Genomic DNA, 21976 nt, shown 5'->3' with positions numbered 1-21976 from the left:
CCTCACGGGCGCCATCGCGAGCAAGCTCGCTCCCACAGTAGTTTTGTGGTGTGAACACTATCTATGTCACACCAACAATTCCCTGTGGGAGCGAGCTTGCTCGCGATGAGGCCAGCCCGGCCAACCCAAACATCAGGGTTTGAACCCCTGAGCCAACAACCAACTCCGAACCACCCTTCCCTGCTCCACCGTCAACCCAGCCAACGCCTGCTCGGCCGGTTCGGTCCGCAACCGCCGCACCAACGGCGCCAACTCAACCCCTTGCACATGCCAGATCCCCAACGGCTGATCCGCCGTGATCACCACCTCGGCCTCATCCACAAACCCCTCGCGCAACACCGGCGCGCGCTCAATCCTCAGCGAGGAAAAATCCGCCTCGGCATGCGCCACCTCAGCATCCGGCCACTGCCGCCGCGCCTGCCAGAATGGCTGCTGCAACCAACGCTGCTCATCGGCATAAAAATCCCGCCCGATCCGCGCAAAACGCAAAAACAACTGTTCCACCCGTTGCTGATGAAAGCGCTGAGCCAGCGCCGCTCGCTCGGGTTTACGCAACAACGTATTGATCACCGTCGGCGCCTGTAACGCCGAAGACAAGGACTGGAAAATCCCGTTGCCCGACAGCGGATCCACCGCCATCGCCGCATCCCCTACCCGAATCCAGTTATCGCCACACACCTGCGGGCACAAAATCGCGGTACTGCTGCGGGCATGCAATTGCAGGTCAGTTTCCGGCCCGGCACCGAAAAACGCCCGCGCCAATGCCGAGCCTTGGCGCCGTTGACGACAGTAATCGAGCAACTGCGCCTTGCCCGGCAATTCAGCACTGGCCACGTCCACGGTCCATTGCCAGTAACACTGACCGTCGGCCCGCCGGGCCATCCAGGCCCAGCCGTCCTCAAGACTTTCCACCGCACTGGCGGTGCTGCCCGGCGTGCCTTGCCAGCGATTGAGCAGGCTGACCGTCTCCGGCCCGCGCAGGCCTTTGCCCAGCGCAGGTGCCTGACGCCCACGCGCCTCAACCAGAAAATCCGCCAGCAGCGCCTCGCGCCCTTCAACCTCGATCCGATGCCCCGAAGCCGATGTCTGAACGGTCAGCACCCGGCCTTCGATCAGTTCAACGCCCGCCAGGCGCAGGTCCTCGCGCAAGCCTCGATCAAAGCTTGGGCGATCAAGTAAAAACTCGATGTTTTGCGCATGCTGCTGACCGTTCCATGACACCTGTCGTTGGGACGGCAACGCCGCATCCGCGAGTGCCTGATGAAGCCCCGAGCCACGCAAGGCCTCCAGCACCCGAATGGAAACGCCTTCCAGCGCCGAAAACCGCCGCCATTCGCTGACCAGCGTCACGGGATAACCGAGCCGACGCAAACCCAAGGCAACCGCCGCTCCCGCTGGCCCTGCGCCAAGAATCAAAATCATGGCCCGAAACGCCGTTCAGGGCCGCGATAACGGGCATTCTCCCGTAGCCATTCGATGACGTGTTCATTGCTCGCCTCGGGATGTGCCACCAGGAAGCCCGCAATGTGCCCGCTCAACGCCGCACACCCAAGACTGGCGCCAGACTGCCCCGGATAGGTGCCATGCACACACGCGGCGAAATCCGCCTGAGCGCTGTTGAGCCACGACCATTCCTGTTCGGCGCAACGCGCATCGCCAGTCACTCGCAGCACCTGTGGATAATTCGCCGGAAACACGCCCTCGCCCTGCGCTGGGCTGGACGCACAGAGCAAAACTCCTCGCGCCACCGCCGCCGCACAGGCTTCACGCAACAGGCTGCGATCCTGACGCAGACCGAGGCTCAAATTGATCAGCCGAACGTCCTGCGCCACCAGCCAATCAATCGCCGTGGCGATCTGCAACGCGCTGGTGACCCCACGCTGGTCGAACACCTGAGCGATGCAAAATACCGCCGACGGCGCCCGTCGACCGATGGCCTCGACCACCGCACTGCCGTGGCCCAGCGGATCGTCGCGCAAGTCGCTTTCGGCCAGGCCATCCTCCAGCAACGAGAAGCGCCGCCCGGCGATCACTTGCACCCGCTGTGCCGCCGAGTGACCGCTGTCCACCACGCCAATCCGCAGCTCAGACTTCATGCAGCACCGTTTTTGAAGTGAGTACGCCGTCGAGCAATTCAAAGCGCAAATCGGCATCCGCCAAGGTTGAAGGACGGTGGCTGATGAGGATCCGCGTGCGCCCGGCAAACAGTCGATCGATGGCTTCGATGACTTCGCGCTCGGTGGCTTCATCCACCGCCGAAGTCGCTTCGTCCAGTACCAGAATCAATGGATCCTGCAACAGCGCCCGGGCGATGGCGATGCGCTGTTTCTGCCCGCCGGACAGCTGCTGACCGCGCTCACCCAACGGGCTGTCGAGGCCTTCGGGCAACGACTCGATCAGGCTGTCGAGTTGCGCCAGCCGCGCCACTTCGGCAATCGCTTCACGGCTGGCGTCTGGCACTGCGTAGGCGAGGTTATCGGCGAGGCTGCCGCGAAACAGCACGATATCCTGACTGACCACGGCAATCCGTCGACGCAGCTGGAACAGGTCCAGTTCGCGCAGATCGACCTCTCCCAGCAACACCCGGCCCGACTGTGGATCGTGGTGCCGTTGCAGCAGGTCGATCAGGGTCGATTTGCCGACCCCGGATCCGCCGCTCAGGGCGACTTTCAAACCGTAGGGAATTCGCGCTTCGATGCCGCGCAGGGTTGTCGGGCGACCGGGATGGCTGAAATGCACGTCCTCGAAACGCAGCTCGCCGGAGGTCGGCATCGGTTGGGGTGTGACAGGCGTGAGAACGGTCGGTTCTTCGCCGCGCAATTCCATCACGCGCCCGAGGCTGACGGTCATTCGCTGAATCGCGACATACAGGCCCAGCAGACTCTGCACCGGTCCGACGGCCATGCCCAGATAGGTGGAAAACGCGATCAGCGCGCCCAGTTGCCAGGTCCCCTGCACCACCCAATATCCGCCGATCAGGAACGCGCAGGCGCGGGACAGAGACGTCAGTGTGCCCGGCACCGCCTGAGTGAAAAACTCGGTGACTTGCAGGCGCAGCAGTTGGTTCATGTAGCCTTGGCCCAGCGTCTCCAGGCGCCGTGATTCACGCTGTTGTTGGCCGGCAGACTGGATGAACTTCATCACTGGCAAGGTCTCGACCATGAACGAGGACATGTCCGCCGAACGCTCGCGCAATTGCCGCACATCGCGTTCGACCTTGCGCCGCATCCAGCGCAGCCAGAGCACATCGAGGGGAATCAGCACCAGCGCCAGCAACGAGAGTTTCCACGACAGGGTCAGCAGCATCGCCACCGCGCAGACCAGACCGATCACGCTCGACACCGCCGAGAACAAGGAATCCACGGCAAAGCGCTGGATCTCTGCGACGTCGCCATCGAGGCGCGACATCAGGTCACCAATGCGGCGCTGGCCGTAGAAACTCGGCGAGAGCGTTTGCAGGTGTCGATAGAGGTCGTCGCGCAGGGCAAACAGAATCCGTCCAGACAGTCGCGTGTGCAGGTAACGGTTGATCCCCGACAGCGCAGTGCCCAACAACCCGGCGACGATCATCAGCCCGGCGATCAGCACCAGCATCGGAAAGTTGCGTGCCAGCAGGCCATCGTCAATCAGCAGTTTGGTCAGCCAAGGCTGGACCAACACCAGCAACGAGGCGCAAACCGATAACCCGAGCAGCCCGGCAATCGCCAGACGATGCGGCCGCACGAAGCTGTAGAGCCAGCGCAATGCCCCTTCCAGGGCTACGGGGTTCTGGCTGTCGATCAGCCGAACGATCAAGCGCTGCATCACGAGCGCAACTGTTTGAGCTTGCGATACAAGGTCGCACGGCTGATGCCCAAGGCGTCGGCGGCGGCCGAGACGTTGCCCTGGTGAGTGTCCAGGGACTGGCGAATCAGCTCCAGTTCGTTTTCGCGAATGCTGCCGGCTTGAGGGCGTTCGGTGGCGCTCAACTCGTCGAGCATGCTGTCGGGCAAGTGGTCGAGGGTGAGTACGGTGTCCCCCGGCTCGCGCATGGCCAGCGCCGTGCGTAAAACCATTTCCAGTTGGCGGATGTTGCCCGGCCAGTGATAGCCGCCGAGCAAGCGGTTCAAATCGTCATGCAGGACCATCGTCGGCGCATCCAGCTTGGCCAGCAGGCGAGCGACCAGACCGCTGAAATCCTCACGTTCGCGCAAGGCCGGGAGCATCACGCTGATGCCGTTGACGCGGTAGAACAGGTCCTCGCGGAAGTGTTTTTCTTCGACCAGTCGCTTGAGGTCGCGGTGCGTGGCGCAGATCAGTGCGACGTCGATGTCTTGCTCTTCACCGGCGCCTAACGGTGCCACTTTGCGGTCCTGCAACACCCGCAACAGACGGGCCTGCAAGGCCAGCGGCATGTCGCCGATTTCATCGAGAAACAAGGTGCCGCCATGGGCCTGTTGCAGACGACCGATCATGCCGCCACGACGCGAGCCGGTGAACGCGCCTTCGCGGTAGCCGAACAATTCCGACTCGATCAGGCCTTCGGGGATCGCCGCGCAGTTCACCGCGACGAAGGGTTTGTCGCAGCGGGTGCCGGCCATGTGCAGGGCGCGGGCGATGACTTCCTTACCGGTACCGGTTTCACCCAGCAGCAACACCGGCAGCTCATTGGCCAGGCCTTGACGGGCCATGCGCAAGGCTCGGGCATAACGGACATTGCTGCCGGCCAGGGATTCCAGATCCGGTTGTGCTTTGGCGGTTTTTGCTGTGCTGCGCGGCGGCGTACTGACGTTGATTGAACGCTGCGGCGCACGCAGGGTTTTGTAGAAGAACTCGCCTTTGGCCGTTTGCAAACTGCCGACACCGCCCTGATGCAGACGCGACAGCAGTTGCAGGCCATCAACGCCCAGAAACTCTTCACAGCGTCGACCGACCAGCGCCGAGCGCTCGGCGTGGAGCAACTGACAGGCCTGGGCGCTGACCGCGAGAATCTGCCCGCCGAGGCTCACCGCCAACAGACCTTGCCAAGGGGATTCGAGGTACTGCCGACGACTGTGGAAGGCCAGGACGATCTCGTCCGGATAGCTTGAGTTAAAGACGCGGCTTTCGATCTGGCTGACAGCCATGGCCAGCAACGCGGTACTGTCGTGGACACGGCCGAGCGGGCCTTCGCGGGTCAAGTCGAGTACGCCGAGGATGTCGCCTTGGGGGCAATGGATCGGCACCGAGGTGCAGGAGAAATCGGTCAGGCGATCGAGGTAATGTTCACCGCAATCGATCATCGTTGGCCGGGCTTCCACCAGTGCGGTGCCCAGCGCGTTGGTGCCGCGAACGGCTTCGCTCCAGCAGGCGCCAAGGGTGATGTCTTGCAGGCCGCTGCCCTTGAGGCGATCGGCGCGTCCTTCGACAGCGAGGATGGTGGCGTCGGAATTGGCGAGGATGATCAGCCCTTCCTTGCCCTGGCGTTCGGCCAGGTAATCGATGGCCGGCAATGCCGCGTCGATCAGCAGCCGATTGCTCGCCAACAGCACGTCGAGGCTTGCGCTCGATTCCAGCGCCAGCTCGTGCTTGGCATTGAAATGCACGCCATGGCTGAGGCTACGCCGCCACGACGCATCGATTTCCGCCCGCAACACGCCATCCGGGACTTCGCCCTCGAGATGGAGTTTTTCCCGGGCCAGCCGGGCTTCGCGGTGCAGTTTGGGAGGAGTTGTTTTTATTAGCGTCATCAAGCGCTCCGGATCGGTCCGCCCTGCGCTTTTTTAAGATCAGCGCCCTGCCGCAATCTTTACGTTAACGTCAGGGCGATGGCAAGTGCCTTACAGCGCTTGTGTTTCATCAAGTGGACCGCGTTATCGTTCATCGCGAGCAAGCTCGCTCCCACAGTGGTCGGTGTTGAGCACAAATCTTCTGTTCACTTCGGTCAACTGTGGGAGCGAGCTTGCTCGCGATAGCTATTTCCCGGACAACCATAAACTCAGAGCTGCCACACCTCGGCATTCACAAAAAATGCCCGCGCATTATCCTCCAGACTTTCCAGGTGATACCCGCCCTCCTGCACAATCAGACACGGCAACCCAAGGCTGCGAATCCGCTCGCCCAATAGCGCAAACCCTTCACGGGTCACCGCCACTTTGCTCTGCGGATCCAGCTCGAAAATATCGAACCCCAGGGACAGCACCAGCACCTCGGCGCCGAAGTCTTTCACCGCCGCCAATGCCACGTCCACTTGACCCAGGAAGTCCGCCTCGCTGGCGCCATGCGCCATCGGCAAGTTGAGGTTGAAGCCCTCCCCCTTCCCGACGCCGCGCTCATCAGCGAACCCGGCAACCCCTGGGTAGAAGTTGGTCGGATCGCCATGCACCGAGACGTAGAGCACGTCATCGCGGTCGTAGAAAATTTCCTGAATCCCCTGACCGTGGTGCATGTCGGTGTCGAGCACTGCGACTCTCGCAAACCCGCCACGCAGAACCTGCGCCGCCACCGCTGCGTTGTTCACATAACAGAAACCGCCCGCCGCTTCGGCCCGGGCATGGTGCCCTGGTGGACGACACAAGGCGTAAGCCGCCGGCTCGCCATCGAGCAAGGCTTGGGCGCCAGCAATCGCGCTTTGCGCCGACCAATAGGCCGAACGCCAGGTCTGCTCACCCACTGGGCAACTGCCATCCGCCAGATAGCGGGCGGCCTGGGCGAGAATCCCGCGCAGGGCATTGGGCTCGCGCACGAAGATGTTCGACATCACCTCGTCGCCCCAATCCTCAGGGATCTCTTTCCAGCGCTGATGCGCTTCCTGCAAAAACGTCAGGTACGACAAACCGTGGACTGCCAGTAGCGGATCGAGCCCGGCATCGACCGGTTGCTCAACCGTAAAGCCCAGCGAGTGCGACGCCTGGACCAACCGCTGAGCCCGCTCCGGCACCTCCTGTGGTGTGCGCATCTGCCCACGGGAGTAGTAGCTGCGTGGATGGTGAAGCAATTGTTCGGGGTGGAAAAAACTGCGCATGGGATGAATACCTGTCAGTTAACTTAAATCTTGAAACCGGGCGCACCCTCCTGTGGGAGTGAGCCTGCTCGCGATAGCGGCGTGTCATTCAGCAATGATGTCGACTGACACTCCCTCATCGCGAGCAGGCTCACTCCCACAGGGATTGGGTTTATTCAGTTATTTCGGCGCGGGCCAGCACAGCATTGAGCAGCACATCGGTGCCCTGACGCACGTCTTCGGGCAATACGTCTTCGGCCTCGTTATGGCTCAAACCGCCCACACAAGGAATGAACACCATCGCCGTCGGGCAGTACCGCGCCAGATGAATCGCGTCATGCCCGGCGCCGCTGACAATCGACTGCTGAGCGTAGCCCAGCGCGTCCACCGCCTGCTGCACCGCCGCCACGCAATCGGCATCGAACGGTGTGGCCGGGCTGATCCAGTGAGGCGTAATCGTCAGGTTCAAGCCTCGGCTATCGGCGATCGCCTGAAGCCGCTCGCGGACCTGCTGCTCCATGGCCTCGATGGCTTCATCGCGGTGATGACGCAGGTCGACGGTGAAATTCACCAAGCCCGGAATGGTGTTGCGCGAGGATTTGTTGATGCTCAACTCGCCGACAGTGGTCAGGCCTTCAGGGGCAAAATCGGTGGCCAGACTTTCGATGGCCTGGATCATTTGTGCCACGCCATACAAGGCGTCTCTGCGCAGCGGCATCGGCGTGGTGCCAGCGTGGGCGGCCATGCCTTCGACCCGCACGTCGAGCCAGCGAATTGCCTGCCCGCCGCTGACCACGCCAATGCTTTTGGCGTTGTCTTCGAGGATCGGCCCTTGTTCGATGTGCGCTTCAAAGTACGCATCCACCGCGCCGCCAAACGGGCGCTCGCCGGCGTAACCGGTGCGTTGCAACGCCTCGGCAACGCTGATGCCGTCGATGTCACGCACCGCCAGCGCGGCGTCCAGTGGCATGATTCCGGTGAACACCGCCGAGCCGAACATCGCCGGGGTGAAGCGTGCGCCTTCTTCGTTGGTCCACACCGCCACTTCCAGCGGCTTACGAGTCTGGATGCCGAGGTCATTCAGGCAACGCACCACTTCCAGGCCGGCGAGTACGCCGTAGACGCCATCGAAACGCCCGCCTTCAGGTTGGGTGTCGAGGTGGCTGCCCATCATCACGGGCGCGGCATCGGGGTCGGTGCCGGCGCGGCGGGCGAACAGGTTGCCGATGGCATCCACGCTCAGGGTCATGCCGGCTTCGCGGCACCAGTGGGAAAACAGTTCGCGACCGGCCTTGTCTTCATCGCTCAGGGCCAGGCGGCAGCTGCCGCCACGGACGGTGGCGCCGATTTCGGCCATGTCCATCAGACTCGCCCAGAGGCGTTCACCGTTAATTTTCAACATGAGTTACTCCTGGAAATACGTTAATCAAGCGTTGGCCATTTCGAGGCGTTCAGCGCTGGCATGGCGACGGGCAAGGGACAGGACACAGATCAGCGAAGTCGCGGCAATCAAGCTGTAGAACACCGCCATCGGCCACCATTGGCCGGCGAACTTGTGCGCCAGCAAGGTGCCGATCAGCGGCGTCAGGCCACCGGCCACGGCGCCGCAAATCTGATAGGCCAGCGAAATCGCGGTGTAGCGCACACGGGTCTCGAACATGCCGCTGACGTAACCGGCGATCACCGCGTAGAACGACGCCATGCACACCACCGCCAGGGCGATGCCGAGGATGATCAGCGGCGCCTGGGCCGAGCTGACCAGCACGAACATCGGGTACGGCGAGGCGATGGCCAACAACGACACCAGGCACAGGAATCGTGTTGCGCCCATTTTCTCGGCGACCCACGCGGCCAACGGCTGAATGCAGAACTGAATGATCGCCACCACAAACAGGCACTCAAGGATCAGCGAGCGCGGCAGTTCGAGTTGCTGGGTGGTGTAGGCGATCATGAAGGTGTTGGTGAAATACACCCCGGCGATCCCGAGGGTGTTGGCGCCGATGCACAGCAACAGCGGGCGCCACGCGGTGCGCAGCACCTCCATGACCGGTGCCTGCTCCTTGCGTGTGCTTTTGCGCGCCAGTTCACGGCTGGCGAGGAACTCCGGCGACTCATTCACGCCCAGGCGAATCGCCAGGCCCACCAGCAGCAACAACGAACTGGCGAGGAACGGCAGGCGCCAGCCCCAGCTCATCAGGTCTTCTTCCGGCAGACGGGTGACGGCGCTGAAGGCCAGCAGCGACAGGATCAAACCGGCCGGGCTGCCGAGTTGCGCAAAGGATGCGAAGAAGTTGCGTCGACCTTTCGGCGCATGTTCACCCGCCATCAACACCGCCCCGCCCCACTCGCCACCGACGGCGATGCCCTGGACGATGCGCAGCAGAATCAGCAGCACCGGCGCCGCTGCGCCGATTTGTGCGTAGGTCGGCAGCAAGCCGATGCAGACCGTGACCACGCCCATCATCAACAAGGTGATGATCAGCGACTTCTTACGGCCAATGCGGTCGCCGATATGGCCGAAGATTATCCCGCCCAACGGCCGCGCAAAGAAGCCCACGGCGAAGGTGCCGAAGGCGGCCATGGTGCTGAACAGTTTGTCGTCGGAGGGGAAGAACAGCGCGCCGAATACCAGCGCGGCGGCGGTGGCATAAATGTAAAAGTCGTACCACTCGATCATGGTGCCGATAAAGGCTGCGGCTGCCGCACGGCGCGGTTGAGGAGAAGCGTGGGGCTTCATGGGTCGGTCTCCTTTGGTTATTTTTTTGGCAGGAGTGAAACAGCAAAATCAGGGCGCTCTGACGGCGCCTGTCTGGAGATGATTTATCGTCTCGGGGCTATGATTAGTCAATTTTCTATTTATTATGCGGACTATTACGACAGCTTATAATCGAGAGCCGCCATGGCCGAACGCGATGTACAACGCCTGCTCAATGACCGTCTGGACTGGAACCTGCTGCGCACCTTCCGGGTGATCGGCCAGGAGCTGAGCATCAGCCGCGCCGCCGCCCGCCTGCACCTGACGCAACCGGCGGTGAGCCAGGCGCTCAAGCGTCTGGAGGAGCAACTGGGCCGACAACTGATCGCCCGTCGCGGGCCACGGTTTGCCCTGACCGAAGTCGGCGAGCAGATCTTCGGACTGGCCGGGGAAATCTATGGGCAGATGTCCCAGGTCAGCAGCGTACTGGAGCAACCGGCCGACGAAGTGATCGGCAAGGTTCGCTTGCTGATCATCAGCCGGATCTTTTCGGAGCGCTTCGATGACTTCCTCGCGGACTTTCATCGCCAGCACCCGCGAGTAGATCTGGAGGTCGACGTGATGCGCAGCTCCGACATTGTCAGCGCCCTCCAGGAAAAAACCGCGACCCTCGGCCTGAGCCTCAATCGCCGCCCGCAACCGCGCCTGGAACAACGGCTGTTCCTGCGTCAGCGCTATGCGTTTTTCTGCGGCAAACACCATGCACTGTTCGGCCAACAGAACGTTGCCGAAGGGGATTTGCAGCGGGAGAACTTCGTCAGTTTCACCAGCGACCAGATCGGCGGCATGCTCTCGCCGCTGACGATTTTTCGTGATCAGCAAGGTTTCAGCGGACGGATCGTCGCCTCATCACCGAGCCTGGAAGAAGTCCGGCGACTGGTGATCGCCGGGTACGGGATTGGCTGTTTGCCCGAGCACGTGGTGGCGGCGGACGTCGACGCCGGATTGCTCTGGCGCCTGCCGCCCCACGAAGGGATTGCCGATGTGGACATTCATTTGTTGTGGAACCGCGAACAGCGCATGAGCCGGGCCGAGACGATCTTTCTCGAGAGCCTGCAACAGTGCTTGCTGGACTGAGTGGCCCGATCAGAACAACGGCAGACTGTAGCTGACCACCAAGCGGTTCTGGTCCGCATGGCGCGACGCTTCACTGCGCGACATGCCATTGCGCCAACCCAGTGCGACGTTTTTCAACGGCCCGCTCTGGATCACGTAATCGAGGCTCAGGTCCCGCTCCCATTCCTCTTGCTCGGGCCCGGCTACCGTTTTGATTCCGCTGCCTGAGAGGTACATCGCCGAAGCCTTGAGCCCCGGCACGCCAAGGGCGGCAAAATCGTAGCTGTACTGGGCGAAACCGGTACGTTCACCGGCGCGGGTGAAGTTCTGAATGTAACGGTCGGTCAGCAGGTAGACGCTAGCGCCGCCAGCGCCTTTGTCCGGTAAACCACCCTGGTTGAGCTGCACGAATCCGCTGTCACTGGACACCTGCTGATAGCCGGCCATCAGCGCGTGAGCACCGATGCTCCAGGTGAATGCCAGGCTCCAGGTGTTGTTGTCGATCTTGCCGTCGCCGTTCTGCGTAAAGCCACTGGTGCGGTAGCCACTGGCCCGACCGCTGGCCGAGTCATTGGCACCGTCGGCGGAGGTCTTGAAGTAGCGCAGATCGGTTTTCAGCGCGCCGAAATCCCCCAGTGTCAGGGTGTGAACCAGACCGGCGAAATGCTGTTGGTAATAGTCTTCGAGATTGGCGTAGTAGTACTGCGCCAGAAGCGCATCGGTGACTTTGTAATCGGCACCGGCAAAATTGAACGCGTTGCTTTCCCGGGTGCCGCCGGCCACGGCCAGGCCAGTGCGGTCGCTGGAACCACGACCCGTGGCGTGTTCGAGATGACCACCGGTCAGGGTCAGGTGCTCGAAGTCATTGGAGACGATCTGCCCACCCTCGAATGTCTGCGGCAGCAGCCGGCCGTCGTTGGCCTGCAGAATCGGCAACTTCGGTGTCAGGGTGCCGTAACGCATTTCAGTCTGGGCAAAGCGCATCTTCGCCGTCGCACCGAAACGCGACCATTGCTCGGCTGCGCCGTTGCCATCGTTGGGGATCATCGAACTGCCGACATGGCGACCGTCACCGCTGTCCAGGCGAATACCCAGCAGGCCTAACGCATCGACACCAAAGCCGACAGGGCCTTCGGTGAATCCGGATTGATAGTTGAGCATGAAACCCTGCGCCCATTCTTCGGTTCTGGAAGGGTTCGCGGCGCCATCGCGATTATCGTTATTGAAGTAATAGTTACGCATCCCGAGGGTCGCTTTACTGTCTTTAATAAAGTCCGCCATGCTTAACGAACTGAATAGAGCACTGCCGATCGCAATAAGAGCCAACGGTTGTTTGTTCATTGATTTTGAAGTTCCTGAGCAGCCAGTTTTCAGGCTGGCTGCCGGCTATTAAGAGAGTTTGATACTCAAGACACTGGACACCGGCTCGCCCGCCATTAACCGGGTCAGCAGTTGCGGCTCTGCCCGGTCCGATGCCAGCGCACGCTCGATGACGTTTTGCGCAGTGACCGGATCGAGAAACAGCACGCCGTTGTCATCCGCCAGCACAAAATCCCCGGGATGCACCGTGACGCCGGCACAGCGGATCGGCTGATTGATCTGACTGTCGCCACGGCCATGCAACTTGGTGGTCAGTAGGCTGGTGCCGCGAGCGAAGACCGGCAACCCGGCCTCGCGCAGTTCGAGCAAGTCGGTCACCGCGCCGTCCACCACAATGCCCACCGCCCCCGCGCAACGCGCCGCGCAACTGGTGACGGCGCCGACGGGTGCGTGTTGCCAGTCGCCGTCGGTGTCGATCACCAACACATCGCCGGGCTGGATGAGCGCCAGGGCCTGGTTGACCGCGATGGCATCGGCGCCCACCAGTTTCAGGGTCAGCGCGCGGCCGACCAGTTTCACATTGGGCACCATGGCTCGCAGTTGCGAGTCGGCAAAGCCTTCCTCGAGAAAATGCCCGAGGGTCGGAAAGCTCACCGCGTTGAGCTGCTCGATCAGCTGCGATTCATCCATGTTGCGTCTCCCTGGCAATCAACTCGGCGACACAGTCGATTTCCAGCGACACGCCCCACAACGCCACACACACCGTGGTACGCGCCGGAGGCGCATGGCCGAGGAACTCGCGATACACCGCGTTGAACGGCTCCAGCTGCGCGGGATCGGTGAGGTACGCATTGACCTTGATCACGTGGCTGAAGTCGGACCCGGCTTCAATCAGGATCGCCTCCAGATTGCGCAAGGTTTGTCGCACTTGTTCGGTGAAATGGGCGGGCTGGTGATCAAGCCCGCTCTGGGCCGGGATCTGCCCGGCGGTGAACACCAGGTGGCCGCTGACCACCGCTTGGGAGTAAGGCCCGACCGGGCCGATGAAGCCCGGGGCTGACTGAATTCTGCGCATGTTGTTGAACTCCATTAATCAGGCGGCGGCCGATTTGATCGGTTTGCCGAGGGCTGGATCGGCATCCGGAACTGCCGCCTGGACGTCACTGATGTCTCGCTTGAAGGTCTCGGTCAGCAACAACAGCGCCACCAACGAAATCAACGCCGCGCCGATCATGTACCAGGCCACCGAAGAGCCTTTGCCGGTCGCTGCCAGCAATGCGGTGGTGACGATGGGGGTCGCGGCGCTGCCGAGCAGACCGGACAACATGTAGCTGATCGACAACCCGGAATAGCGCACCCGAGTGCCGAACAGTTCGGCGAGGAAGGTCGCGATCGGCCCGTAATTGGCCGCGAAGGCAGTCATCAACAGCAGGTAGCCGAAGATCACACAGGGCAACTCTTTGGTGTCCATCAACCAGAACATCGGGAACGCGACCAACGCTTCGGCGACGATGCCGGCGACGATGATCGGCTTGCGTCCGTAACGGTCCGACAGCGCGCCGAACACCGGCAACATGACGATGCACCAGGCGCAGGACAGCAACACCACGCCGAGCATCACGCTGCGGCTGAACCCCAGATTCTGCGTGCCGTACGTCAGGCCGAAGGCCACGATGATGTTGAACGACGCCCCGGTCGACATGGTCGCGATCCCGCCCAGCACGACTTGTTTCCAGTACTTGCGAAACACTTCCGCCAGCGGCATTTTCACCTGCACCTCGGCTTCCTTGACCTTGTTGAAGGCCGGGGTTTCAGAGATGTTCAAACGGATGTACAAGCCCACGGCGATCAGCAGCACGCTGGCCAGGAACGGAATGCGCCAGCCCCAGGCCAACAGGTCTTCAGGGGACAGCCACGCGGCAATCAGCAGGAAGGCCAGGTTGGCAATCATGGTCCCGGCCGGAACGCCGATCTGTACCCACGAGCCGTACAAGCCGCGTTTATTGGCGGGTGCGTGTTCCACCGCCATCAGCACCGCACCGCCCCACTCGCCGCCCAACGCCAGACCTTGAATTACCCTCAGCAGCAACAACAGGATCGGCGCCCAGATACCAATCGCCGCGTAGTTAGGTAATAACCCGATGGCAAAAGTAGCGGCCCCCATGGTCAACAGCGAAATCAACAACATCGACTTGCGTCCCAAACGGTCACCGAAATGACCGAACAGTGCCGCGCCGACAATCCGGGCCAGATACGCCGAAGCAAACGTACCGAACGCCAGTAATGTACCGATCAACGGATCAAAATCCGGAAAGAACACTTTGTTGAATACCAGCGCCGAAGCCGTGGCGAAAACAAACAGGTCGTACCATTCCACCGTGGTGCCAATCACACTGGCCACGGCAACTTTTTTCATACTGATTGCAACTTCCGGAGGTGCGCCGGACTTTTCTACAGGCGATAGATCGCTCATTACTGTCTCCAGGAGTTCATCGAGAACTCGTATTTAATTGTTTTAACTGGCAGTAAAACGGTCGAACTGAGGGATTGTTGTTATATAGCGCCCAACTAATTGGGCGAGTTTGCAAGGCGCTTTCTTATTAATAACCGAGTATTCGGTCCGCACAATTCAATAACGATTCACCGGCATTTAAACGGCGAAAGTTCTCTGCTATTTGTTCGGCGATACAGTCGTGAGAGGCCGCAGATGCCATGTGTGGGGTGATGGTGACGCCGGGCATTGTCCAGAGACGGTGATCGACCGGCAGCGGTTCTTGTTCGAAAACATCCAGCAACGCGCCGCGCAGTTTTCCTCGGGCCAGGGCGTGTTCAAGGTCGTCGATATTCAGATGACCGCCGCGACCACAATTGACCAGCGCGGCGCCATTGGCGAGCCGCTCGAATGTTGCGCTACCGAGGATGCCGCGGGTTTCGCTGGTCAGCGGCAACAGGTTGATCAGCAACTCCAATCCATCGAGAAACGGGTTCAGTTGTTCCGCACCGGCGAACGTCTGTACGCCCGGCAAGTCCTTACTGCGACGCGCCCAACCACGAACGTTGTAACCGGCGGCGGCCAAATCCTGGGCAATCGCGCTGCCCAACGACCCAAGCCCCATCACCCCGACCTTGAACTGCCCCGCCGCCCGTTGCAGCGGCCGCTCCCAGCGCTGGTCCTGTTGCTGCAACAACACTTGATCGAAGCCGCGGTGATAGTGAATCGCCGCCCAGCGCACGTACTCGGTCATGCCTTGGCGGTGGCCGGGATCGACCACTCGGCAGATCGGCAGATCCGGGCACGACGGGTCGTGATCGAGGTGATCGATGCCAGCGGCCACCGAGTGAATGACTTGCAGGTTCGGCAATGCGGCGAGGCTGCCCGGCAAGGGAAACCAGCACGCGGCAATCTGTGCATTCCTGGCCAGCGGATCATCCGCCAGCACGGTCCTGAGCTGCGGCGCACTGCGGGCAAAGGCTGCCTGCAGTTGCTTGAGCAGCAAGGTGTCGCGGGACAGCAAGACCACGGTGTTGGTGACGGTTTTCACGATAAATAGGACTCGCGCTGGGATTCGATCAGGGTGAGGGCGGCCTCCCAGGCCAGGTCGATGATGTTGTCCTGCTCATCTCGGTCAAACTGCTCGGCAGTGTGTGCACAGACTTCCGGGGACGGGTAATGCAACGCCGAACCACCGGCCAGCGCCGCAACTTGCGCCTGACAGGCACGCTCCAGAAAGTGTATTTCCTGGAACGCCTGGGCTACACCAGAACCACCGACCAACAGTCCATGATTGCGCAGGATCATCGCCCGGTGCGGGCCCAGGTCGGCAATCAAACGCTCGCGCTCATCCAGCGACAGCGCGATGCCTTCATAGGTGTGATACGCCAACTTGCCGTAGAACTTCAGCGCGTGCTGACTGATCGGCAGCAAGCCGTGCTTCTGTGCGGCGACCGCCATGCCGGCGGCCGTGTGGGTGTGAATCACGCAGTTGAGGTCCGGGCGGGCCATGTGGATCGCCGAGTGAATGACGAAGCCGGCGGCGTTGACCCGATGACCTGCATATTCCGGGTCAACGACTCGCCCGTCCTGATCGATACGCACCAGGTCCGAAGCGCGCATGCGGTCGAAAATCACCCCGTAGCGGTTGATCAGAAAGTGATGCTCAGGCCCCGGAATACGCAGGGTGATGTGGGTGTCGATCAGGTCGGTCATGCGAAAGTGCGCGACCAGGCGATACAGCGCAGCCAGTTCGCAACGGGCTTGCCATTCAACCGGGCCGATGTGTTCAGGTTTACTCACGAATACACCTCTTTAGCAGCGTGGGTGACGACCGGGTTGGCGCGCAGGCGGGCCAGGCCGCAAACACCGATCAAGGACAGGGCCGAGAGCAAGGTGAAGAACACCGCCAACGGCAACCATTGTCCGGAAAACTTGCTCGCCAGCAGCGTGCCGATCAGCGGGGTGGTGCCGCCGGCCAGCGCGCAGCTGAGTTGGTAGGCGATAGAAATGCCCGAGTAGCGCAGGTGCACCGGGAACGCCTGGGTCATGTAACCGGCGATCACCGCATACAGCGCCGAGAGAATCACCACCGCCAGAGCGATGCCGACCGTCATCAGCACAATGTTCTGTGTGCTCACCAGCATGAACATCGGGTACGGCGTGACCATGCACAGCAGCGCGACCAGTTTGAGGAAGCGGCCTTCGCCGATGCGCTCGGCCAGCAACGCGGAGAGCGGTTGCGAGAGCAACTGAATGACGGTTACCAGGAACAGGCAATCGAGAATCGTCGAGCGCGCAATGCCCTGATACTGGGTGACGTAGGTGATCATGAAAGTGTTGGTAAAGAAGAACCCGGCCGAACCAATGGTCACGGCGGCGGCAGCAAACAGGATCTGCCGCCAGCAGGTGCGGATCACGTCCTTAACCGGGTACTTGGACGTCTCGTTGTTGTCCCGGGCCTTGGCGAACTCTGGCGACTCGTGGACACCGGAACGGATCATCAGGCCAACCATCATCAGCACACCGCTGGCGAGAAACGGCAGACGCCAGCCCCAGGCGAGGAAGTCCTCGGGCTCAAGGGAGGTGACCAGGCGAAAGGCGATCAACGCCAGCAGCAAACCGGCCGGGCTGCCGAGTTGGGCGAACGATGCATAGAAAGTCTTGCGCTTGGCCGGTGCGTGCTCGCTGGCCATCAGCACCGCCCCGCCCCACTCGCCACCGACGGAAATGCCCTGGATCAAACGCAGCACAATCAGACCGACCGGCGCCCAGATGCCGACACTGGCGTAGCTGGGCAACAGACCGATACCGGCAGTCGCCAACCCCATCAGGGCCATGGTCACCAGCAGCATTTTCTTACGACCGAGACGATCACCCAGGTGACCGAAAACCATGCCGGCCATTGGGCGAGCGATGAAGCCGACGGCGAAACTGCCGAACGCTGCCAAGGTGCTCATCACCGGGTCGTGGCTGGGAAAGAACACTTGCCCGAGCACCAGCGCCGCCGCGGTGGCATAGATGTAGAAGTCGTAGAACTCGATGGTCGTGCCAATGAAGGCTGCCGCCGCCGCTCGACGCGGTTGAGGGGTAGTGTGCATGCAAGGACCCTGTGTATTTATAGTTTTGGGCAGGTACTGAAGGCTGTTTACGGGTTGCACTCTGTGGCGCTTGTTAGCTTTATCGCTTCCGTGCCAGGATTAGTCAATTTTCAAATTCTTATCTTTACTATTAGCCTTGCTACTACCAGGAATTTTATGCCCTCCACTTCTAACCCTTGGGTCGGTCGCCGCTTTCTGAATGACCGCCTCGACTGGAACCTGTTACGCACCTATTTGGTGATCGGCCAGGAAGGCAGCATGAGCCGGGCTGCCGCGCGATTGCACATCACACAGTCAGCCGTCAGCCAGGCACTGAAACGGCTCGAGGAACAATTGGAATGTGTGTTGATTGCCCGCAGTGGGCGACGGTTTGATCTGACGGAGACCGGGGAGGAAGTCCTGCGCATTGCGGCGGACATTTACGGCGATATTTCACGACTAGGCACAGTGGTGGAGAGTCGTAACGACGACGTGGTCGGCAAGATCCGCATCCTTACCGTCAGTGGCGTGCAAGCACGACATTACGACGACTTCCTCGCCGATTTCCACGAAACCCATCCGAAAATCGAGTTTGAAGTCGAGGTGATGGGCAGCTCGAACATCATCAGCTCACTGCTGCAAAAGACGGCGACCATTGGCGTCGGCCTGTGCCGTTTACCGCAGCCGCGGCTGGAGCAGCGAGTACTGTTTCGTGAAACTTATGCGTACTTTTGTGGGCAGCGTCATCGACTGTTCGGGCAAGAGAATCTCACCCTGGAACAGCTCGCGGCGGAGAACTTTGTCAGCTTCACCAGTGACCAACTCGGGGGTAATCTTTCGCCCCTGACATTGTTCCGCGACCAGCAAGGCTTTACCGGCAAGATCGTCGCTTCATCGACGAGTTTCGAAGAGATTTATCGCTTGATCTGTTCAGGGTTCGGCATTGGCTGCCTGCCGACGCACCTGGTACGAAGGGATGTCGAGCAAGGTTTGCTCTGGCGTTTGCCGCCGGAAGATGGGGTGGTGGATTTCGATATCCAGCTGCTGTGGAATCGCGAACAGAAGATGAGTCAGGCCGAAACCGTATTCCTCGAAAGCTTCCAGCACATGCTCAGTATTCGAGAGCCTGTGCTGTGAAGCCTTGATCGCTTAGACGTGAGGATCACCCGGTGCTTTGCTAGGTGTGGCGTATTGCGGCTTCAAGTGACCGTCCTGATCGAGTAGCCAGGCATCCATGATCTGCCGCACCACAGGTCCTGCGACTCGACCGCCGGCCTCGCCGTTTTCGATCATCACCGAGATGACAATTTTCGGATGTTCGGCCGGGGCAAAACCGACGAACAAGGCGTTGTCGCGGTTACGCTCCAGTGTTTTCGCCCGGTTGTAACGCTCACCCTGCTTGATCGCCACCACTTGCGCGGTACCACTCTTGCCGGCGATACGATACTGAGCGCCCTGCGCTGCCGCTCGGGCAATCCCGCGAGCGTCGTGCATTACCATTTGCATGCCGTGGTTGACCTGCTCCCAGTCACGCGGGTCCTTCAACAGGATGTTTGGCATTGGATGCTCATCCACTGGCGCAACACCATCCACGGTCCTGGCCAGGTGCGGGCGATTCCACACACCTTTGTTGGCGATCAGCGCAGTGGCCTGGGCGAGCTGCAGCGGCGTGACCTGCATGTAGCCCTGGCCGATGCCGAGGATCACGGTCTCACCCGGGAACCATGCCTGACGACGCGTGGCGCGCTTCCAGGCTTGCGATGGCATCAAACCGGCGGACTCTTCAAACATGTCCAGCGAGACTTTCTCGCCGAGACCGAACATGGCCATGTAGTCATGCAGGCGATCGATGCCCAGCTTGTGGGCCAGGTCGTAGAAGTAGGTGTCGTTGGAGCGCATGATCGCCGCGTCCATGTCTACCCAGCCATCGCCGCTGTGGTTCCAGTTACGGTATTTGTGATCGAAGTCCGGGAGTTGGTAGTAACCAGGGTCAAAGACGCGGGTCTGCGGGGTAACGACGCCCGCGTCCAGACCGGCAATGGCCACTTCCGGCTTGATGGTCGAACCCGGTGCGTAGAGGCCGCGCAGTACGCGGTTGAAAAGCGGCCGGTCGATCGAGTCGTGGAGCGCTGCGTATTCCTTGAAGCTGATTCCGGTGACGAACAGGTTCGGGTCGAAGCTCGGCTTGCTGACCATCGCGAGCACTTCGCCGGTCGACGGATCGAGAGCAACCACCGAACCGCGACGATCGCCCAAGGCTTCCTCGGCGGCTTCCTGAAGTTTGACGTCGAGGCTCAGTACGATGTTTTTGCCCGGGATCGGATCGGTGTGCTTGAGCACTCGCAGGACCCGGCCCTGAGCGTTGGTTTCGACTTCTTCGTAACCCACTTGGCCATGCAACTGCGACTCGTAGAATTTTTCGATGCCAGTCTTGCCGATGGATTGAGTGCCGCGGTATTCAACAGTGTCCAGGACTTTGGACTCTTTCTCGTTGATACGACCGACGTAGCCAATGGAGTGCGCAAAGTGCGCGCCCATCGGGTAGTGGCGAACGAACTGTGGCTCTACGTCGATCCCAGGCAGCCGGAACTCGTTGACCGCCAACACCGCGATTTGCTCTTCGCTGAGCTCGTAGAACAAGGTGACCGGCACGAAGGGATGTCGAGCCTGCTTCATCGCCTTGTCGAACAGAGCTCGATCTTCTATCGGCAGGTGCAGGAGGGTAACTACTTCATCCAGTTCCTCTTTGACATCAGCGGCGCGTTCGCGGGTGATGGTCAGGTTGAAGCTGGGCCGGTTGTCCGCCAGAACTACACCGTTGCGGTCATAGATCAATCCGCGCGTGGGGGTGATCGGCAGGACATGGACACGATTGTTTTCTGAGATCGTCGAGTGATAGTCAAATTCGACCACCTGCAAGACATACATGCGCACTACCAGTGCACAGGTAATGGCGACAACGAACAGGGCGCAAGCCATCAGTCTTTTGTTGACCAGGCGCGTCTCTTTTTCGTGGTCCTTGATCGGTATCGGTTGGGGCATTTCTGCAGCAGCTCTTTGACTATAAAAGGGGGTGCCGATCCGTAGGCTTGAAATCAGTCCGTTAAAAAACGAGCTGCACCATACCAAAAACCGGACGGTCACTTTAGTGCGATTTCCTCTAACGGTTGTCCTTGAGAGCCAAAACGACGGTCGGTTTTTTTATGACTCGTGCGTTTTGCTCAAGATTGATATTCCCATTCATGCATTTTTCTTGAAAGAGGGCCTGTAGATACTGGGTGCATGTCATTCCGTTTGGTTTTTTTGGAGTCTTTTCATGCATCCACGATTTCAACGCTTATTGGGCTCCAATGGATTTTCCATTGGTCTTGAACTGCCGCTGGATAATGATTGGTCCAGCGATGGACAGCGGCTGCGGATTGCCGAAGAGCGGCCGTTTGGTGTTCCGGACCTGAAGCAACACGCCGCTATGGCGCGCCTCGCCGACAAGGCGGGGTTCGGCGCTCTGTGGGTACGCGATGTGCCGGTTTATGACCCCGATTTTGGTGATGCGGCACAGGTGTTCGAAACCTTTTCCTACCTTGGCTACCTGGCAGGGATCACCGACAACATCATGCTGGGTACGGCGGCGGTTGTATTACCGCTACGTCAACCTTGGTTAACGCTCAAGGCCGCCAACAGTGTTGATGAACTGAGTGATGGACGTCTGCTACTGGGTGTGGCCAGTGGCGACCGACCAATGGAGTATCCGTTGTTTGGTGTGGACTACGATCAGCGGGGAGAGATCTTTCGCGATACGGTCGAGCTGTTGCGCAGCCAAGGTGAAGGACGCTTGCCGGAGGGGGCTCGTCTGTTACCGGAGCGAGATCAGCCAGTACCATTGTTGGTCGCAGGTCTTGGTCAGCAATCCCCAGCGTGGATCGGCCAACACATGGACGGCTGGCTCGCCTACCCCGGCACTCCGGATGAGCATCGGCGTCGAGTGGGATTGTGGCGGGAAGTCGGGAGTGACAAACCCTACATCAGCTTCGTTCACCTGGATCTGGCGGCCAATCCTCATGCACCGATACGACGCGTGCGTTTTGGCGGCAGTTGCGGGAGGCTGGCATTGATCGATGAGCTTCAGGCTTTGCGTGAAGCAGGTGTACAGCACGTTGGCTTGCATCTGCGTCGTAGCGAGCGACCGGTTGCCGAGGTTATTGAAGAGATCGCTGAATACGTTCTGCCGAAGTTTCACTAACGATGCTGTTGGAACCCGGGATAGCCGTTGGGCTGTCCCTTTTCGTCACACCACTTTCCTGCGGACAAAACAA

18 protein-coding genes are annotated in these 21976 nt (G+C 60.6%); 3 read left to right on the top strand and 15 right to left on the bottom strand.

From position 1 onward, the window contains the following. Nucleotides 1-132 precede the first annotated feature (132 nt). The 7 genes from qhpG to VD17_RS19010 form a co-directional block, all read right to left on the bottom strand. Nucleotides 133-1422 carry a flavin-dependent monooxygenase QhpG gene (gene qhpG / locus VD17_RS19040; protein WP_046055148.1) on the bottom strand — a complete coding sequence of 430 codons (1290 nt, stop codon included), beginning with the start codon at nucleotides 1420-1422 and terminating at the stop codon, nucleotides 133-135. Further along, on the bottom strand, nucleotides 1419-2096 hold the full coding sequence (qhpE, locus tag VD17_RS19035) for a subtilisin-like serine protease QhpE (protein WP_046055147.1): 678 nt from the start codon (nucleotides 2094-2096) through the stop codon (nucleotides 1419-1421). The genes qhpG and qhpE overlap by 4 nt, the downstream gene beginning before the upstream one ends. Beyond that, a complete protein-coding gene (locus VD17_RS19030; protein WP_046055146.1) occupies nucleotides 2086-3804 on the bottom strand; it encodes an ABC transporter ATP-binding protein in 1719 nt (572 codons plus the stop codon). Before VD17_RS19030 ends, qhpE begins: the two co-directional genes overlap by 11 nt. Continuing rightward, a complete protein-coding gene (locus VD17_RS19025) occupies nucleotides 3804-5708 on the bottom strand; it encodes a sigma-54-dependent Fis family transcriptional regulator (protein WP_046055145.1) in 1905 nt (634 codons plus the stop codon). The genes VD17_RS19030 and VD17_RS19025 overlap by 1 nt, the downstream gene beginning before the upstream one ends. Before the next feature lie 248 nt (nucleotides 5709-5956). Then, entirely contained in the window at nucleotides 5957-6982 is a 1026-nt protein-coding gene (locus tag VD17_RS19020; protein WP_046055144.1) for a histone deacetylase family protein, read from the bottom strand. 151 nt (nucleotides 6983-7133) lie between these two features. Beyond that, nucleotides 7134-8363 carry a Zn-dependent hydrolase gene (locus tag VD17_RS19015; protein ID WP_046055143.1) on the bottom strand — a complete coding sequence of 410 codons (1230 nt, stop codon included), beginning with the start codon at nucleotides 8361-8363 and terminating at the stop codon, nucleotides 7134-7136. Between the two features lie 24 nt (nucleotides 8364-8387). Beyond that, nucleotides 8388-9698 carry an MFS transporter gene (locus VD17_RS19010; protein ID WP_046055142.1) on the bottom strand — a complete coding sequence of 437 codons (1311 nt, stop codon included), beginning with the start codon at nucleotides 9696-9698 and terminating at the stop codon, nucleotides 8388-8390. A 162-nt stretch (nucleotides 9699-9860) separates the two neighbouring features. On the opposite strand from VD17_RS19010, the gene VD17_RS19005 reads away from it, so the two are divergent. Further along, on the top strand, nucleotides 9861-10793 hold the full coding sequence (locus tag VD17_RS19005; protein ID WP_046055141.1) for a LysR family transcriptional regulator: 933 nt from the start codon (nucleotides 9861-9863) through the stop codon (nucleotides 10791-10793). 9 nt (nucleotides 10794-10802) lie between these two features. Here VD17_RS19005 and VD17_RS19000 read toward each other — a convergent pair whose 3' ends face one another. The 7 genes from VD17_RS19000 to VD17_RS18970 form a co-directional block, all read right to left on the bottom strand. Then, nucleotides 10803-12113, bottom strand: coding sequence for an OprD family porin (locus tag VD17_RS19000; protein ID WP_046055140.1), 1311 nt, complete (start codon nucleotides 12111-12113; stop codon nucleotides 10803-10805). A gap of 48 nt (nucleotides 12114-12161) precedes the next feature. After that, nucleotides 12162-12782 carry an RraA family protein gene (locus tag VD17_RS18995; protein ID WP_046055139.1) on the bottom strand — a complete coding sequence of 207 codons (621 nt, stop codon included), beginning with the start codon at nucleotides 12780-12782 and terminating at the stop codon, nucleotides 12162-12164. Beyond that, nucleotides 12775-13167: a RidA family protein gene (locus VD17_RS18990; protein WP_046055138.1), complete on the bottom strand. Its 393-nt coding sequence runs from the start codon at nucleotides 13165-13167 to the stop codon at nucleotides 12775-12777. The genes VD17_RS18995 and VD17_RS18990 overlap by 8 nt, the downstream gene beginning before the upstream one ends. Before the next feature lie 18 nt (nucleotides 13168-13185). Continuing rightward, on the bottom strand, nucleotides 13186-14565 hold the full coding sequence (locus VD17_RS18985; protein ID WP_046055137.1) for an MFS transporter: 1380 nt from the start codon (nucleotides 14563-14565) through the stop codon (nucleotides 13186-13188). Nucleotides 14566-14692: 127 nt separating this feature from the next. Next, the gene (locus tag VD17_RS18980; RefSeq protein ID WP_046055136.1) at nucleotides 14693-15634 is read right to left on the bottom strand and encodes a 2-hydroxyacid dehydrogenase; all 942 of its coding nucleotides are present in this window, start codon (nucleotides 15632-15634) and stop codon (nucleotides 14693-14695) included. Further along, complete coding sequence (locus tag VD17_RS18975; protein WP_046055135.1) at nucleotides 15631-16386, bottom strand: class II aldolase/adducin family protein; 756 nt, start codon at nucleotides 16384-16386, stop codon at nucleotides 15631-15633. Before VD17_RS18975 ends, VD17_RS18980 begins: the two co-directional genes overlap by 4 nt. Continuing rightward, entirely contained in the window at nucleotides 16383-17684 is a 1302-nt protein-coding gene (locus VD17_RS18970) for an MFS transporter (protein WP_033061197.1), read from the bottom strand. The genes VD17_RS18975 and VD17_RS18970 overlap by 4 nt, the downstream gene beginning before the upstream one ends. A 156-nt stretch (nucleotides 17685-17840) precedes the next feature. On the opposite strand from VD17_RS18970, the gene VD17_RS18965 reads away from it, so the two are divergent. Then, entirely contained in the window at nucleotides 17841-18800 is a 960-nt protein-coding gene (locus VD17_RS18965; RefSeq protein WP_046055134.1) for a LysR family transcriptional regulator, read from the top strand. Between the two features lie 12 nt (nucleotides 18801-18812). Here the strand turns inward: VD17_RS18965 and mrdA are convergent, their stop codons facing one another. Further along, nucleotides 18813-20705 (bottom strand): penicillin-binding protein 2, encoded by a 1893-nt coding sequence (gene mrdA, locus VD17_RS18960; protein WP_046055133.1) that lies wholly within the window; start codon nucleotides 20703-20705, stop codon nucleotides 18813-18815. A gap of 274 nt (nucleotides 20706-20979) precedes the next feature. On the opposite strand from mrdA, the gene VD17_RS18955 reads away from it, so the two are divergent. Beyond that, a complete protein-coding gene (locus tag VD17_RS18955) occupies nucleotides 20980-21903 on the top strand; it encodes a TIGR03571 family LLM class oxidoreductase (protein ID WP_046055132.1) in 924 nt (307 codons plus the stop codon). Nucleotides 21904-21976 lie beyond the last annotated feature (73 nt).

This window comes from Pseudomonas fluorescens (assembly GCF_000968015.1).
GTDB classification, from domain to species: Bacteria; Pseudomonadota; Gammaproteobacteria; order Pseudomonadales; family Pseudomonadaceae; genus Aquipseudomonas; species Aquipseudomonas fluorescens_W.
The sequence above is the reverse complement of the archived record's forward strand: the minus strand, read 5'-3'. Positions and strand labels throughout refer to the sequence as shown.

Coding starts and splice junctions, on each gene's coding strand:
- VD17_RS18965 (WP_046055134.1), top strand. CDS start 17,841: ATGCCCTCCACTTCTAACCCTTGGGTCGGTCGCCGCTTTCTGAATGAC.
- VD17_RS19015 (WP_046055143.1), bottom strand. CDS start 8,363: ATGTTGAAAATTAACGGTGAACGCCTCTGGGCGAGTCTGATGGACATG.
- VD17_RS19030 (WP_046055146.1), bottom strand. CDS start 3,804: ATGCAGCGCTTGATCGTTCGGCTGATCGACAGCCAGAACCCCGTAGCC.
- VD17_RS19020 (WP_046055144.1), bottom strand. CDS start 6,982: ATGCGCAGTTTTTTCCACCCCGAACAATTGCTTCACCATCCACGCAGC.
- VD17_RS19010 (WP_046055142.1), bottom strand. CDS start 9,698: ATGAAGCCCCACGCTTCTCCTCAACCGCGCCGTGCGGCAGCCGCAGCC.
- VD17_RS18955 (WP_046055132.1), top strand. CDS start 20,980: ATGCATCCACGATTTCAACGCTTATTGGGCTCCAATGGATTTTCCATT.
- VD17_RS18970 (WP_033061197.1), bottom strand. CDS start 17,684: ATGCACACTACCCCTCAACCGCGTCGAGCGGCGGCGGCAGCCTTCATT.
- VD17_RS19000 (WP_046055140.1), bottom strand. CDS start 12,113: ATGAACAAACAACCGTTGGCTCTTATTGCGATCGGCAGTGCTCTATTC.
- qhpE (WP_046055147.1), bottom strand. CDS start 2,096: ATGAAGTCTGAGCTGCGGATTGGCGTGGTGGACAGCGGTCACTCGGCG.
- VD17_RS18985 (WP_046055137.1), bottom strand. CDS start 14,565: ATGAGCGATCTATCGCCTGTAGAAAAGTCCGGCGCACCTCCGGAAGTT.
- VD17_RS19025 (WP_046055145.1), bottom strand. CDS start 5,708: ATGACGCTAATAAAAACAACTCCTCCCAAACTGCACCGCGAAGCCCGG.
- VD17_RS18995 (WP_046055139.1), bottom strand. CDS start 12,782: ATGGATGAATCGCAGCTGATCGAGCAGCTCAACGCGGTGAGCTTTCCG.
- VD17_RS18990 (WP_046055138.1), bottom strand. CDS start 13,167: ATGCGCAGAATTCAGTCAGCCCCGGGCTTCATCGGCCCGGTCGGGCCT.
- VD17_RS19005 (WP_046055141.1), top strand. CDS start 9,861: ATGGCCGAACGCGATGTACAACGCCTGCTCAATGACCGTCTGGACTGG.
- qhpG (WP_046055148.1), bottom strand. CDS start 1,422: ATGATTTTGATTCTTGGCGCAGGGCCAGCGGGAGCGGCGGTTGCCTTG.
- mrdA (WP_046055133.1), bottom strand. CDS start 20,705: ATGCCCCAACCGATACCGATCAAGGACCACGAAAAAGAGACGCGCCTG.